10 protein-coding genes are annotated in these 13,406 nt (G+C 67.1%); 8 read left to right on the top strand and 2 right to left on the bottom strand.

All coding sequences use genetic code 11. The annotated features are described in order from the left end of the window. Positions 1 to 574 (top strand): DnaJ C-terminal domain-containing protein (locus WAL33_RS10640; protein WP_422181180.1); only part of this gene is annotated, 574 nt, incomplete at its 5' end. Positions 575 to 701: 127 nt separating this feature from the next. Then, positions 702 to 1,022 (top strand): hypothetical protein, encoded by a 321-nt coding sequence (locus WAL33_RS10635; protein ID WP_422181178.1) that lies wholly within the window; start codon positions 702 to 704, stop codon positions 1,020 to 1,022. Between the two features lie 54 nt (positions 1,023 to 1,076). Here the strand turns inward: WAL33_RS10635 and WAL33_RS10630 are convergent, their stop codons facing one another. Continuing rightward, a complete protein-coding gene (locus WAL33_RS10630) occupies positions 1,077 to 1,616 on the bottom strand; it encodes a TonB family protein (RefSeq protein WP_422181176.1) in 540 nt (179 codons plus the stop codon). Between the two features lie 104 nt (positions 1,617 to 1,720). On the opposite strand from WAL33_RS10630, the gene mutS reads away from it, so the two are divergent. Together mutS and WAL33_RS10620 are read left to right on the top strand one after the other, a co-directional pair. After that, the gene (gene mutS / locus WAL33_RS10625) at positions 1,721 to 4,420 is read left to right on the top strand and encodes a DNA mismatch repair protein MutS (RefSeq protein WP_422181173.1); all 2,700 of its coding nucleotides are present in this window, start codon (positions 1,721 to 1,723) and stop codon (positions 4,418 to 4,420) included. Between the two features lie 77 nt (positions 4,421 to 4,497). Then, positions 4,498 to 7,323 carry a [protein-PII] uridylyltransferase gene (locus tag WAL33_RS10620; RefSeq protein WP_422181171.1) on the top strand — a complete coding sequence of 942 codons (2,826 nt, stop codon included), beginning with the start codon at positions 4,498 to 4,500 and terminating at the stop codon, positions 7,321 to 7,323. A 1-nt stretch (position 7,324) separates the two neighbouring features. Here the strand turns inward: WAL33_RS10620 and WAL33_RS10615 are convergent, their stop codons facing one another. Next, on the bottom strand, positions 7,325 to 7,732 hold the full coding sequence (locus tag WAL33_RS10615; protein ID WP_422181169.1) for a hypothetical protein: 408 nt from the start codon (positions 7,730 to 7,732) through the stop codon (positions 7,325 to 7,327). Positions 7,733 to 8,430: 698 nt separating this feature from the next. On the opposite strand from WAL33_RS10615, the gene WAL33_RS10610 reads away from it, so the two are divergent. The 4 genes from WAL33_RS10610 to murJ all read left to right on the top strand — a co-directional run bounded on the left by WAL33_RS10610 (position 8,431) and on the right by murJ (position 13,342). Next, on the top strand, positions 8,431 to 9,426 hold the full coding sequence (locus WAL33_RS10610) for a toll/interleukin-1 receptor domain-containing protein (protein WP_422181167.1): 996 nt from the start codon (positions 8,431 to 8,433) through the stop codon (positions 9,424 to 9,426). Between the two features lie 47 nt (positions 9,427 to 9,473). Continuing rightward, positions 9,474 to 11,366 carry an ATP-binding protein gene (locus WAL33_RS10605; protein WP_422181165.1) on the top strand — a complete coding sequence of 631 codons (1,893 nt, stop codon included), beginning with the start codon at positions 9,474 to 9,476 and terminating at the stop codon, positions 11,364 to 11,366. Next, positions 11,363 to 11,566, top strand: a complete 204-nt coding sequence (locus WAL33_RS10600; protein ID WP_422181163.1) for a hypothetical protein — start codon at positions 11,363 to 11,365, stop codon at positions 11,564 to 11,566. The genes WAL33_RS10605 and WAL33_RS10600 overlap by 4 nt, the downstream gene beginning before the upstream one ends. A gap of 138 nt (positions 11,567 to 11,704) precedes the next feature. Next, positions 11,705 to 13,342, top strand: coding sequence for a murein biosynthesis integral membrane protein MurJ (gene murJ / locus WAL33_RS10595; RefSeq protein WP_422181161.1), 1,638 nt, complete (start codon positions 11,705 to 11,707; stop codon positions 13,340 to 13,342). The last annotated feature ends 64 nt before the right edge of the window (positions 13,343 to 13,406 follow it).

Here is a 13,406-nt window from a genome sequence, read left to right as displayed (position 1 = left end):
GCTGGTGCTCGACCCCTGCGAGACCTGTCATGGCCACGGCCAGGTGCGCAAGGAGCGCGTTCTGTCGGTGCGCATCCCGGCCGGGGTCGACGACGGCGCCCGCATCCGCCTGGCCGGCGAAGGCGACGCCGGCGCCCGTGGCGGGCCGCGCGGCGACCTCTATCTCTTCCTGTCGGTGATCCCGCACGAGCTGTTCGAGCGCGACGGCCTGGACCTGCTGTGCACCGTGCCGGTGCCGATGACCGTGGCCGCCCTGGGCGGCGAGATCGAAGCCCCCTGCCTGCTGGGCGGCGAGAATTGCGACGGCTCCAACCGCCAGACCGTCAAGGTCCCGGAAGGCGCGCAGACGGGCAAGACCGTTCGCCTGAAGGGCCGCGGCATGCCGTCCCTGCGCAGCCGCCAGCGCGGCGACCTGGTGGTCGAGCTGTTCGTGGAGACCCCGACCCACCTCTCCGCACGGCAAAAGGAGCTCCTGGAGGAGCTGGCCGGGCTGTGCAGCGAGAAACAGAACCCCAAGTCCGCCAACTTCGTCGGCAAGGCCAAGCGCTTTTGGGAAGAAGTGACGGGCAACTAGGCGTTTCCGCCGTCGGTTGACCCGGAAAACGTGTGGCTTTCGCAGCTGCGCAATTTCAGATTGACGACCCGTTGATTCTACGTGGACGTGTATTCGCGCAACGTGCGCGTGTCCAAAGGGGTTGTTCATGAAAATGCGTTCTGTCGGACTGAAATTCCTCGGCGTCGTTTTCGCGAGCGGTGCGTTGCTCAGCGCCGCGACCGTCACGCCGGTCCAGGCCCAGCCTGACCGCTGCCGCGCCGAAGCCTGGGTCTTCTGCGACCCCTACTGGGCCCGCACCACGCCGGAATGGCAGGCCTGCGTCGAGGACTACATCGCCAACTGCGTGATCAGCGACCCCGACCCGTGCGGGTTCTACTATCCCTGGTGCCACATCCGGACGCCGAAGGCGCCCAAGGCCAGCAAGGCCTCGATCGTGAAGATGCTCGAGAAACACAAGACGGTTTGATCCAGGGCGGCCGCGCGGGATCACTCTCGCGCGGCCTGTTCCTTACGGCGCGCCCTAGCGGCGTTCGCTGTTGGGACCGGAAAGGTCCTTGCCGTCGGCCCGCCGCGACCAGCGGCGAAGGGCGACGCCCGCCAGAACGACCAGGATCACGCCGCCGGCGATCCCCAGCAGCGGACCGGACCGCGCCTTGGTGTGGTCAGCCAGCCAATGTCCTCCTCGCGAAAGCGCCACGGCCACCGGCGAGGGCGTCGAGGGTCGCGGCGGCGTCAGGAAGGTGATCGGGATCGTGATCTCCGACGGCGCCTTGATGTCGCTCGGCGGCCGCGTCATCTGGAATTGCGGCGCCAGGGCCAGGGCGGCGGCGCCGAAGCCGTAGTCGGCCGGCGCTTCGCTGGCCACCTGGCAATGTGTCAGCCCGCCGTCGGGCGCCACCAGGCAATGGAGCACGGCCTTGCCGCCGACTTCCTCGCGCTCCGCGCGCTTGGGATAGGCCCAGGCCATGTCCTCGCCGGACGGCTTGCGCAGCCAGTCGGGTCGGTAGCGCGGGGCCGGCGCGGGGGACGTGTCCGCCGTCTGCGAGGTCTGCGCCGCCATTCCATCCCCCGATCAGGCCCGGGCCGAACTAACCGGCTCTTTGGCGTCGTGGCAATGTCGCTTTCGCTTAACGCTGCGCCCGACGCACTGTAGTTTCCGGCCGGATGAACGCCCCCGCCTCCCCCACTGTCCAGACCTATGACGCCACCGGCGCGACGCCGGTGATGCAGCAGTTCTTCGAGATGAAGGCGCGCCAGCCCGACGCCCTGATCTTCTTTCGGATGGGTGACTTCTACGAGCTGTTCTTCGACGACGCCTACAAGGCCGCGGCCGCCCTGGGCATCAGCCAGACCTTCCGGGGCACGCACAACGGCCAGCCGATCCCCATGGCCGGCGTGCCGCAGCACGCGGCCGAGGCCTATCTGTCCAAGCTGATCCGCCTGGGCTTCAAGGTCGCCGTCTGCGAGCAGATGGAAGACCCGGCCGAGGCCAAGAAGCGTGGCTCGAAATCGGTGGTCCGCCGCGACATCGTCCGCGTCGTCACCCCCGGCACCTTGACCGAGGACGGCCTGCTGGACGCCCGCGGCGCCAACCGCCTGGCCGCCGTGGCCATCCGGGCCGGTCAGGCGGCCGTGGCGGCCGTGGAGCTGTCCACCGGCGAGGTCGAGTGCTTCCTGGTGGCCAAGGACGCCGTGGCGGCGATCCTGGCGGCCCTGGCCCCGTCCGAGACCCTGGTCGCCGACCGCCTGCTGTCGGACGATCAGCTGTCCCAGACCCTGAAGATCTGCGGCGGGCTGATCCAGCCCATGCCCTCGGCCCTGTCCGAACCCCAAGCCTCGGAGACCCGGGTCAAGCGGCTTTACGGCGTCGACACCCTGGACGGGTTCGGCGGGCTGTCGCCGGCCGAGATCGGCGCCCTGGGCCTGATCGCCGCCCACCTGGAGATGACCCAGGCCGGCAAGCTGCCGGCCCTGCGCGCCCCGCGCCGCGCCGCCGAGGCCGACGTGATGGCCATCGACCCGGCCACCCGCTCCAGCCTGGAGATTGACCGCACCCAAGGCGGTGATCGAAACGGCTCGCTGCTGGCGGTCATCGACCGCACCGTCACGGCCGGCGGCGCGCGCATGCTGGCCTCGCGCCTAGCCCGCCCCCTGCTGGACCCCCACGCCATCGACGCCCGCCTGGACGCGGTGGAGTGGTTCGTCGACCACCGCCAGCTGCGTCAGCGGTTGCGCGAGGTGCTGAAGGGTTCGGGCGACATGGCCCGCGCCCTGGCGCGGTTGGCGCTGGGCCGTGGCGGTCCGCGCGACCTGGGCTGCATTCGCGACACCTTGAAGACCGGCCAGGACCTGGCGGCGATGATCGCCGGTTCGGGCGACGCCCTGCGCTCGCCGCCGACCGAGCTGGAGCAGGCCTTCCACGCCCTGACGCCGTCACGCCACGAGACCCTGGCCGGCTTCCTGGAGGCCCTGGAGACCGGTCTGGGCCCGGACCTGCCGGCCCTGGCCCGCGACGGCGGCTTCGTGGCCGCCGGGGTCCGCGAGGAGCTGGACGAGGCTCGCGGCCTGCGCGACGACAGTCGCCGGGTGATCGTCGGTCTGGAAACCCGGCTGGCGGCCGAAAGCGGCGTGCCGCTGAAGATCCGCCACAACGGCGTGCTCGGCTATTTCGTCGAGGCCACGGCGGGCAAGGCCGATCCGCTGTTCCAGCCGCCCCTGAACGCCACCTTCATCCATCGCCAGACCCTGGCCAACCAGGTTCGCTTCACCACCGTGGAGCTGGCCGATCTGGACGCCCGCATCGCCCAGGCCGCCGAGCGCGTGCTGGCCATGGAGATCGCCGCCTTCGAAACCTGGCGCGAGGTCGCCCGCCTGCTGGCCGAGCCGATCCAGGTCGCCGCCGAGGCCCTGGCCCGTCTCGACGTCGCCGCCGCCCTGGCCGAATGGGCCGAGGACGCCGGAGCCGTGCGGCCCACCGTCGACAAGTCCCTGGCCTTCGACGCCCGCGCCGCCCGCCATCCTGTGGTCGAGGCCGCGGTCAAGCGGTCCGGCGACCCCTACACCCCCAATGACTGCCGCCTGGACGCGGCCGGCGAGGCCGGGCCGCGGCTGTCGATCGTCACCGGCCCGAACATGGCCGGCAAGTCGACCTTCCTGCGCCAGAACGCCCTGCTGGCGATCCTGGCCCAGTCGGGCTGCTACGTGCCGGCCAAGAGTCTTCGCCTCGGTGTCGTCGATCGCCTGTTCAGCCGCGTCGGGGCCGGCGACGACCTGGCCCGGGGCCGCTCGACCTTCATGATGGAGATGGTCGAGACCGCCGCCATCCTGACCCAGGCCAGTCCGCGCAGCCTGGTGATCCTGGACGAGATCGGCCGGGGCACGGCCACCTACGACGGCCTGGCCATCGCCTGGGCCTGCGCCGAGGCCCTGCACGACGTCAATCGCTGCCGCGCCCTGTTCGCCACCCACTATCATGAGCTGGCCACCCTGGAGACGCGGCTGGCCCATGTCTCCAACCTCTCGCTGCGCGCCAAGGAGTGGAACGGGGACCTGGTCTTCCTGCACGAGGCCGCCGCGGGCCCGGCCGACCGCTCCTACGGCGTGCAGGTGGCCAAGCTGGCCGGCGTTCCGCCCCAGGTGGTGGCCCGCGCCAAGGAGGTGCTGGACCGTCTGGAGAGCAAGACCGAGTCGCCGGCCAAGCTGGACGAACTGCCGTTGTTCGCCGCCTCCGCGCCCCTCTCGGCGCCTGTTGCGGCGGCGCCCAGCCGCACCGACGCGGCGTTGGACGCGCTGGATGTGGACGGCATGAGCCCCCGCGAGGCGCTGGAGGCGCTGTATCGCCTTAAAGCTCTGCTCAAGACCTGAGATCGTATACAGCAGGCGCGGGTCGCCGGACGATTGTCGTGTTCGGCGCACATGCTTTGGAACACCATATAGCCGTCATGACCCGTCGCCTTCGCCCAACGCCCCTGGAACATGTCGTCGACGGTCACGCCTTGCGCGCTCGGCTGTCGGCCGCCGCCCTGGATCTGATCGGCGATGAGGCCGGCCAACGGGCCCGCGCCATCGAGATTCTGAAACAGGCGCTGTTTCGCGGTCGGATGATCGCCAAGGAGCGGCTGGAGAACGGGGCCGGCGGCCTGGAGACGGCCGCCCTGCTCAGCGGGGTCACCGACGAGGTGATCACCGCGCTCTACGATTTCACCACCGTCCACGTGTTCCGGGCCCGCAACCCCACCGAGGGCGAGCGCCTGTGCCTGCTGGCCGTCGGCGGGTACGGCCGGCGCACTTTGGCGCCGTTCTCCGACATCGATCTGCTGTTCCTGCGGCCCTACAAGCAGACGCCGCACGCCGAAAGCGTGATCGAGTTCATGCTGTATGCGCTGTGGGACCTGGGCTTCAAGGTCGGCCACGCCTCACGGACCATCGAGGAATGCGTGCGGCTGTCCAGGGAGGACTACACGATCCGCACCTCGATCCTGGAGGCCCGCCGTCTGACCGGCGACGAGCGCCTGGGCGAGGAGCTGAAGAAGCGGTTCCGCGACGACGTCATGAAGGGCACCGGCGCGGCCTTCGTCGCCGCCAAGCTCAAGGAGCGCGACGACCGCCAGGCCCGCGCCGGGGCCAGCCGCTACATGGTCGAGCCCAACGTCAAGGAGGGCAAGGGCGGCCTGCGCGACCTGCACACCCTGATGTGGATCGCCGAATATCTGCACCCGGTCGACCGTCCCGAGGACGTGTTCAAGCTGGAGGTGTTCGACCGCCGCGAGGCCAAGGGCTTCATCCGCGCCTTCGACTTCCTGCATGCCGTGCGCGCTCACCTGCACTTCACCACCGGCCGGCCCGAAGAACGCCTGACCTTCGATCTGCAGCCCGAGATCGCCCGTCGCATGGGCTATGGCGACCGCGGCGACGCCCCGGCGGTCGAGCGCTTCATGCGCCGTTACTTCCTGGTGGCCAAGGAAGTCGGGGCCCTGACCCGCGCCTTCTCGGCCAAGCTGGAGGCCGAGCACTTCAAGCACGAGCCCAAGGGCATCTCCCGCTTCCTGCCCGGCGGCGGCCGGCCCAAGCGCAAGGCCCTGGACGTGGCCGGCTTCTACGAGGACGGCGGCCGGCTCAACATCGACGGCCCGGTGGTGTTCGAACGCGATCCGGTCAATCTGATCCGCCTGTTCAAGACCGCCGACGAGCGCGACCTGGACCTGCACCCCGACGCCTTCACGGCGGTGACCCGCAACCTGCATCTGATCACCTCCAAGGTCCGCCGCGACCCGCAGGCGACCAAGGCGTTCCTCGACCTGCTGGCCCGGGGCAAGCGGTCCTACCGCACCCTGACCCTGATGAACGACGCCGGCGTGCTGGGGCGGTTCATTCCGGAATTTGGCCGCATCGTCGCCCAGATGCAGTTCAACATGTACCACTCCTACACGGTGGACGAGCACACCCTGCGGGCCGTGGGCCTGATCGGCGACATGGCCGCCGGGCGCCTGGTCGACGACCACCCGCTGGCTGTCTCCATCATGCCGCTGATCGAGGACCGCGAGGCCCTGTTCCTGGCCATGCTGCTGCACGACACCGGCAAGGGCGGGGTGGGCGGCCAGGAAAAGGCCGGGGCCCGGTCGGCCCGGAGCGCCTGCGAGCGCCTGGGCGTCGACCGCTTGAAGGTCGAGCTGGTCGCCTGGCTGGTCGAGAACCACCTGGTGATGAGCGACTTCGCCCAGAAGCGCGACGTTGCCGATCCCAGCACGGTCGCGGCCTTCGCCCGCATCGTCGAGAATCCCGAGCGCCTGCGCCTGCTGCTGGTGATCACCGTCGCCGACATCCGGGCCGTGGGTCCGGGCGTCTGGAACGGCTGGAAGGGTCAGCTGCTGCGCGAGCTCTACAACGCCACCGAGGCTGTGTTCCGGGGCGGGCGCGGCAGCGACGCCGCCGCCAACGTCCAGCGCCACCAGGAGGCCGCCGCCGAGGCCGCCCGCGAGGCCCTGGTCGAGGCCGATCCCGCCGCCAAGGGCTGGGCCCAGGCCATGGAGGCGGCCTATTTCGGAGCCTTCTCGCAGGACGACCTGAAGGCCCACGCGGAACTCGCCCGTCGCGCGGCGATCCAGGGCGGGGCCGCCGCCGAGGGTCGGGTGCCGGTCGGCGCCAACGCCGCCGAGATCGTCGTCGCCGCCAAGGACCGTCGCGGCCTGTTCGCGGATCTCGCTCTTGCCATCTCCGCCTTGGGTGGAAATGTGGTCGGGGCCCGGGTCTTCACCTCGCGCCAGGGCCAGGCCCTGGACGTGTTCCATGTGCAGGACGTGACCGGCGCGGCCTTGGGCTGCGAGAACCCGCGCGCCCTGCGGCGCCTGGCCGACGCCCTGGAGGCCGCCGGCCGCGGCGAGCCGATCGCCCTCGAGCCTCGGCGGGGCGCGGAGCAGTCGCGCGCCGCCGCCTTCTCGATCGCCCCCACGGTGGTGGTCGACAACGAGGCCTCCAACGAGGCCACGGTGGTCGAGGCCTCTGGCCGCGACCGCCCGGGTCTGTTGCAGGCCCTGGCCCGCACCCTGGCCGACAACGGCCTGTCCATCCAGTCGGCCCACATCGACGGCTACGGCGAGCGGGCGGTCGACGCCTTCTACGTCCAGACCTCGGAGGGCGGGAAGGTGGCCGACGCCAAGAAGGTCACGGCGTTGAAGGCCGACCTGCTGGCGGCGCTGGAGCAGAACGAGGCCGGGGCGCCGAACACCCGTCCGGGCCTGAAGCGGGCGCGGGCCAGCGTGGCCCGGTAGGTCACGGACGGAGCGCTCCGACCAGGGCGACGCCGAAAACCGCCAGCAGCAGCGGCCCATGCACGAGCAACTGGGTCGGCCGGACAACAGCGGAGACAAGTTCGCGCGGCCCTACGGGACCTGGCGACATGTTGAAGACGGCCCGCTCGTCATTGGCGATCCGCTCGGCGACGAGGGAAAACAGCTGTCTAAAGCGTCGTTCGAGCGACAGATAATAGGCGTCGAGGCCCCAGAAGAGCATGACCGGCAAAGCGCCGACCATGGCGAAGGCCTCATCACCGCTCTTGCTGGCCACACCGATTACTGCAGTGGTTATGGTGATGCTCCAGCCCTTGATGGTGAACGCATTGCTTGCCATCCGCGCGATCGCGGCCTGGATGTAGTCAAGGTGTTTTACACTATCGACCATTTTGATTTCCTCTAACCGACGAGAGGTATGTGTGTAATTTTCAATTCACGCGCATCGTGCGTAAAAGTAATAATGGCGATTCGTTGATCCAAAAATGCGTCTTCACAAGTGAATTACTTCTGTAGATAAATAGTGTTTGATTTCAACAAGGCGGGCTTCTGCCGTCGTATTCTGTCCTTTTAGAATGGTTTTCCGTTCAAAGCTCAAAAGCGCCACATATGTGCGCCCTATTTCCAAAAAAGCGGAAGCAGTGTTCCTACGTTTGATCTGGCTTGAGCGTCCCATGCGCTGAGTTTGACTCACCGCTTCAAATCGAGCACGCTATCCGGGCGTCCATGGGAGGGCAATACCTTGGGTGGTGACTGTCTGTTGCGGCGCCGGTCACGCGCGGTATCGCGCGCCATTGCGCTCGGCGCTGGACTATTGGCGACGACGCCCGCAGCGCATGGTGAAGTGTCCCAGCCTGCTTTTGACATCCCGACCTCGTGTGCGGTCGTGTCGGATCGCGCGACGTGTGAAGCGATCGAGCGCGCCGCCAAGAGCGAATTGGCGGGGCATTGGGGAAAGCTGTCCGACGAGCGTAAGCGTATCTGTGTGGAGCGAGGCGTGGCGGCCGGAAACTCTTACGTGGCGGCGCTGAGCTGCGCCAAAGGAAACTAGTCAAGGCTGCCTTGGACGCGAGAGCGGGAGAGAGAACCATGTCGTCGCTGGGAGAACCCTTCGTATATGACGTATTCTTCAGCTATGCGTGGGCCGCCAAGACCGAAGATCCCCACTTTCGCGATTGGTGTCGAAAGATCGCCGACACGATATCCACTCTTCTGAAGCAACGCTTTAATGGGACTGGCGTAACATTCCGATCCTATCTCGATAGAGATCAAAATAAGTCCGGACAAGATATTGCTCTGGAGCTTCAGACGGCCAGTCAAAAATCGGCGATATTTGTCGCGATGGTAAGTGACTATTACGACTCGAAATATTGCCAGCAAGAGGTGAACTGGTTTTTCGATCAGTTGGCCGCGAACGGCGCCGGGCCCGCGGATCACGTCTGCATATTGAGGATGCAGGAGGTTCAAGCCGGCAAATGGCCCTCGCGATTGAAGGGCCTGGACGGCGCGCCGCTCAGCTACAGGGACTTTTGCGACGCCAGCGGCCAGCCGATCGATATGGCCAAGTTCGTGTTGAACAGCTCCTTGGATGGCTTGGCCGAACCGGTGGAGAAGGCGGCGATCGAAATCGGCGACAAGTTGGTCTCCATCCGCAAGAGGCTGGAGGCGAAGGCGACCTATCGGCTCTCACAGCAACGCCCCACCCGGCCGCTTTTGTTCTTCGAGGCCGAGGCGAAAGATCGTGAGCGGTGGGCGGAGTGCGGCCGGCGATTGAAGGAGGCGCCGAGCATCGTTCTGCCGGCGCGCGATCCCATTCCTGCGACCGCGGCCGCCAACGGCAAGACCTTCGCCGGCTGCGAGGGGCTTGTCTTGCTCCGAAGCCGATCGGAGGATGAAATCGGCGACCGCATCAAGAGCGCGTATCTGCATCTTCGGACTCTCTTTCAGGAAAACGAGCAGACAGTGCCCTGGGCTCTCCTCGACGAGGTCGACGAGCCGCCTCCTGAAAGTGAAGCGTTCGATTTGCCCCGCGTGCGCCTGCAGGGGGATTGGCTGCCAGCCTTAAAGGCCGCGCTCGGAGCCTAGCGATGTTGGCTAACAGTCTTCCGAAGCCTGGCGGCGCTGAAGGGTCGATGCTCGATCAGCCCTTTCCCGGCCTGCGCCCCTTTTTCGAACGCGAAGCGCGCGGCTTCTTCGGGCGTGAGCGCGAGACCGCGGCCATTCTGGGTCTGCTGGAGCAGCAGCAGCTGGTCGTCGTGCACGGCAGTTCCGGATGCGGCAAATCATCGGTGGTCCGCGCGGGCGTGGTGCCGGTGTTTCGTCTTGATGCGTTGGCCAATTCAGCGGTCGGCAAGGTCATCATCATTCGACCGGGAGACGCCGATGGGCCCCTGCGGGCGCTGGCCCGAAAACTGGAGAGGGAGTTCCCGAAAACCGGCGACTCCGCGGAGCCCGAGGCGCAGTCCTGGGCCCGGCTTCTGAGCGCCAGCCCAGACTGGCGAGGTGACATTTCCGCCGTCGTATCGGCGGCCGGGGCCACGCTCTGCATCATCATCGACCAGTTCGAGGAGATCTTCGCCGTGCATCGTACGGCCTATGGGGCGGAGGTGCGTCGCGTCATTGAATTCCTCATCAGTCTGGGCGAGCCGGCGCCGGAGGGAACGGCTCTGGGCAAGCGATCGCTTTCCGTGATCCTGACCATGCGGTCGGACTATCTGGGGCATTGCGCGGTCTGGGACGGCTTCGCCGAGGCGGTCAACCGATGCCAGTATCTTTTGCCCAAGCTCTCCAACCTTGGACTGCTGCGCGCGATTCATGAGCCGGGGCGGAGGGGCGGGCCGATCGTCGATGAGGCCGTTGCCGATCGCCTGTTGCCGACGATCGGACGCGAGGTCGACGGTCTGCCCATCCTGCAGCACGCGCTGATGCGGTCTTGGCAGGTGGCCAAGACCGTCGAGGGGCGCAAGCTTATAGATCTGGCCGCCCTGGAGGCCGCCGGAGGCGTCGAAGGCGCCTTGTCCAAGCACGCCAACGAAGCCTATGCGCTGGCGACGAAGGAAGACCCGGATCTGTGCGCGGCGGCGGATTGCATCTTCCGATCGCTGAGCGATCTGGATTCCGACGGCAGGATCATTCGAAGATCCGTCAGCCTGGAGCAGCTGGCCTACGAAAGCGGCGCCGACATCGCGACCGTAAGGTCCATTCTGGACGTTTTTCGCGACCCCACCTTCAGCCTGGTCATGCCCTTCATTCCAGAAGAGCTCGACGAGAGTTCGATCGTCAGTGTCAGCCATGAAGCGCTTTTGCGCCAATGGGACCGCATCACCGACAACCAGTTCGATGAAACCGGTCGGCCCCGCGGATTGGTCTACCGCGAATTTCAGGACGGCATGATTTGGCGGGCCTTGGCCCTGCAGGCCGAAGTCTTCGCGCGTGATGGGACGAGCGTGTTGGGCGCGGCCGCGACAGAGCAACGCCTGCCTTGGTATCGGGAGATCCAGGCTCGTCCTGGATGGGTCGCCCGCCATGCCCCTCAAGGGGCTCAGGAGTCGAGCGCGGACCGATCTCATTGGGCCAAGGTCGGTCGGTTCATGGAAGCGAGCGCGCGTAATCTCGCTCGGGAAAACACGTTGGTGCAGCGGCTTAAGCGCAACCAAAGAATCTCATTGGTCCTGTCGATGGTCGTCGTGCTGCTGGTGATCGTCATGGGATTTTTGGTGGGAGAGAACGCTGAATCTGTTGCTCAAGCGAAGCTTATGAGAGTTGAAGCGGAAAAGAACACCGCACTTCAAAGTGCAGTAAAGGTTTTCGCCGATCAAACGGAAACCGCAAATTTAATGGCACGTCGTAGTTGTATTGGCTTAGGAGAATACGACGGACCACAAAGTCCTTGTTTTAAGAAGAAGTTGTCCGAGTATATGGAAGTTATTAGCAGCAATAAATACTCGATGAACCGTGGACATCAAGATTTGCTGGGATCGCCATATGGTGGCGGACTGGGCGCAATCCCTGGAGATAAACCATGAGCAGACTGAAGATCGCGATCAGGTTGGCAGTCCTGCTGGCTGTGGCGGCCGCCGCCAGCGACACCGTTGCTCAGCCCCCTGTAGGCAACAGGTGTTTCACGCCGCAATTCTGGTGCTGGCTTCCCGGCTATGCCTATGTTCGAACGCCCTGTTACTGCGCAACGCCCTATGGACCTGTCGCCGGCATGGTCGGGATTTAACGGATCGCGTGATTTTCCCATGGGGGAAGGCGGCCGCGAGGCGACCCGCGGGGGGCAGGCGGTCGGTGCGCTGAAAACCCTCCGGAAATCCCCAAGCCCTCGCTTGACGGCCCCTCGCCCAGCCCGCAGAAGCCATGCGTGACCGACATCGCGCCCCCCGAAAAGCCCGCCCAAGCGTCCGACCAGCCCAAGAAGGCCGGCGGGCTCCTCAAGTCGTCGATGATCTATTCCGGCCTGACCCTGGTCAGCCGGTTCATGGGGTTCGCCCGCGACCTGGCGGTCTCGTATCGGATGGGGGCCAGCGCCACCCCGGCCGCCGACGCCTATAACGCGGCCCTGGCCTTCCCGAACCTGTTCCGGCGGTTCTTCGCCGAGGGGGCCTTCGCCGCCGCCTTCGTGCCGGCCTACGCCAAGTCGCTGCAGCGTGACGGCGAGGAGAAGGCCGACATCCTGGCCGGTGACGCCATGGCCACCCTGGCGGCCTCGACCATCATCATCACCGTGATCTGCCAGCTGGCCATGCCCTGGCTGATGATGCTGATCAGCCCCGGCTTCGGCTGGGGCACCGAGAAATACAAGCTGGCGGTGCTGCTGACCCAGATCACCATGCCCTACCTGCCGTGCATGGCCATCGTCGCCCACCTGTCGGGCGTGCTGAACGCCCGCGACCGCTTCGTGCTGTCGGCCGGCGCGCCGATCCTGCTGAACATCGCCACCCTGATCTTCATCCTGCCGCAGACCACCGCCGTCTCGGCCGCCACCTGGGGGTCGGTCGGGGTGATCGTGGCCGGCGTGGCCCAGGCGGCCCTGCTGGTCTGGGGCGTCAACAAGTCCGGGGCCAAGGTCCATTGGCGGCTGCCGCGCCTGACGCCGGAAGTCCGCGAGCTGATCGGTCGGGCCATCCCGGGCGCCCTGGCGGCCAGCGCCACCCAGGTCAACATCTTCATCTCCGGCGCCCTGGCCAGCCACGTGCCCGGCGGCCGCACCTGGCTGGCCACCGCCGACCGCCTGTACCAACTGCCGCTGGGCCTGGTGGGCGTGGCGATCGGCGTGGCCTTGCTGCCGCGTCTGTCGCGGGCGGTGAACACCGGCGACGGCGACGACGCCCAGACCGCCATGGATCAGGCCATCACCCTGGCCATGGCCCTGACCATTCCGGCCGCCGCGGCCCTGGTCGCCATGCCGGGCTTCCTGTCGGACGCGCTCTACACCCGGGGTCAGTTCACCAGTTTCGACGCGAGCCAGACGGCCTCGGCCCTGTTCTTCTACGGCCTGGGCACGCCCGCCTTCGTGCTGCAGCAGCTCTATTCGCGGGCCTTCTTCGCGCGCGGCGACACCAAGAGCCCGATGCGCTTCGCCCTGATCTCGGTGGCGCTGAACATCGGCCTGGGCATCGTGCTGTTCTACCTGGTCGGGGTGAAGGGCATCGCCGCCGCCACCGCCCTCTCGTCGTGGATCAATGTCGGCCAGATGGCCTGGGGCCTGTCACGCAAGAACCACTACAGCCCGTCCCTGGCCACCTGGTCGCGGGTGGCGCGGATCCTGGCGGCCAGCGTGGCCATGGGCGCGGCCCTGGCGGCGGCCTCGCACTGGCGGCCGCTGATCGAGGCGCCGCTGGAGGCCATGGGGCTGACGGGCCACGTGATCGGCGCCAAGGAGTTCGCCCTGCTGCTGACCGTGCTGGTCGGCGGGGCGCTGTATCCGCCGCTGGTCTTCCTGTTCGGCGGGGTGACGCCGGCGGAGCTGAAGGGCGTGCTCAAGCGGGGCAGGGCGTAGATGCTGTCGGGGACATGCCCTCGCGGCGTGTCCCCTTCCCACGTACGGCCCTTGCATTGGGGAC

The sequence above is a fragment of the Caulobacter sp. genome, assembly GCF_049283275.1.
GTDB lineage: Bacteria > Pseudomonadota > Alphaproteobacteria > Caulobacterales > Caulobacteraceae > Caulobacter.
This window is presented reverse-complemented; position numbering and strand designations above follow the sequence as displayed.

Bases quoted from the DNA above. Each gene is read 5' to 3' on its own strand.
- mutS (WP_422181173.1), top strand. From the start codon at position 1,721: ATGAACGCCCCCGCCTCCCCCACTGTCCAGACCTATGACGCCACCGGC.
- WAL33_RS10635 (WP_422181178.1), top strand. From the start codon at position 702: ATGAAAATGCGTTCTGTCGGACTGAAATTCCTCGGCGTCGTTTTCGCG.
- WAL33_RS10620 (WP_422181171.1), top strand. From the start codon at position 4,498: ATGACCCGTCGCCTTCGCCCAACGCCCCTGGAACATGTCGTCGACGGT.
- WAL33_RS10600 (WP_422181163.1), top strand. From the start codon at position 11,363: ATGAGCAGACTGAAGATCGCGATCAGGTTGGCAGTCCTGCTGGCTGTG.
- WAL33_RS10605 (WP_422181165.1), top strand. From the start codon at position 9,474: ATGCTCGATCAGCCCTTTCCCGGCCTGCGCCCCTTTTTCGAACGCGAA.
- WAL33_RS10610 (WP_422181167.1), top strand. From the start codon at position 8,431: ATGTCGTCGCTGGGAGAACCCTTCGTATATGACGTATTCTTCAGCTAT.
- WAL33_RS10615 (WP_422181169.1), bottom strand. From the start codon at position 7,732: ATGGTCGATAGTGTAAAACACCTTGACTACATCCAGGCCGCGATCGCG.
- WAL33_RS10630 (WP_422181176.1), bottom strand. From the start codon at position 1,616: ATGGCGGCGCAGACCTCGCAGACGGCGGACACGTCCCCCGCGCCGGCC.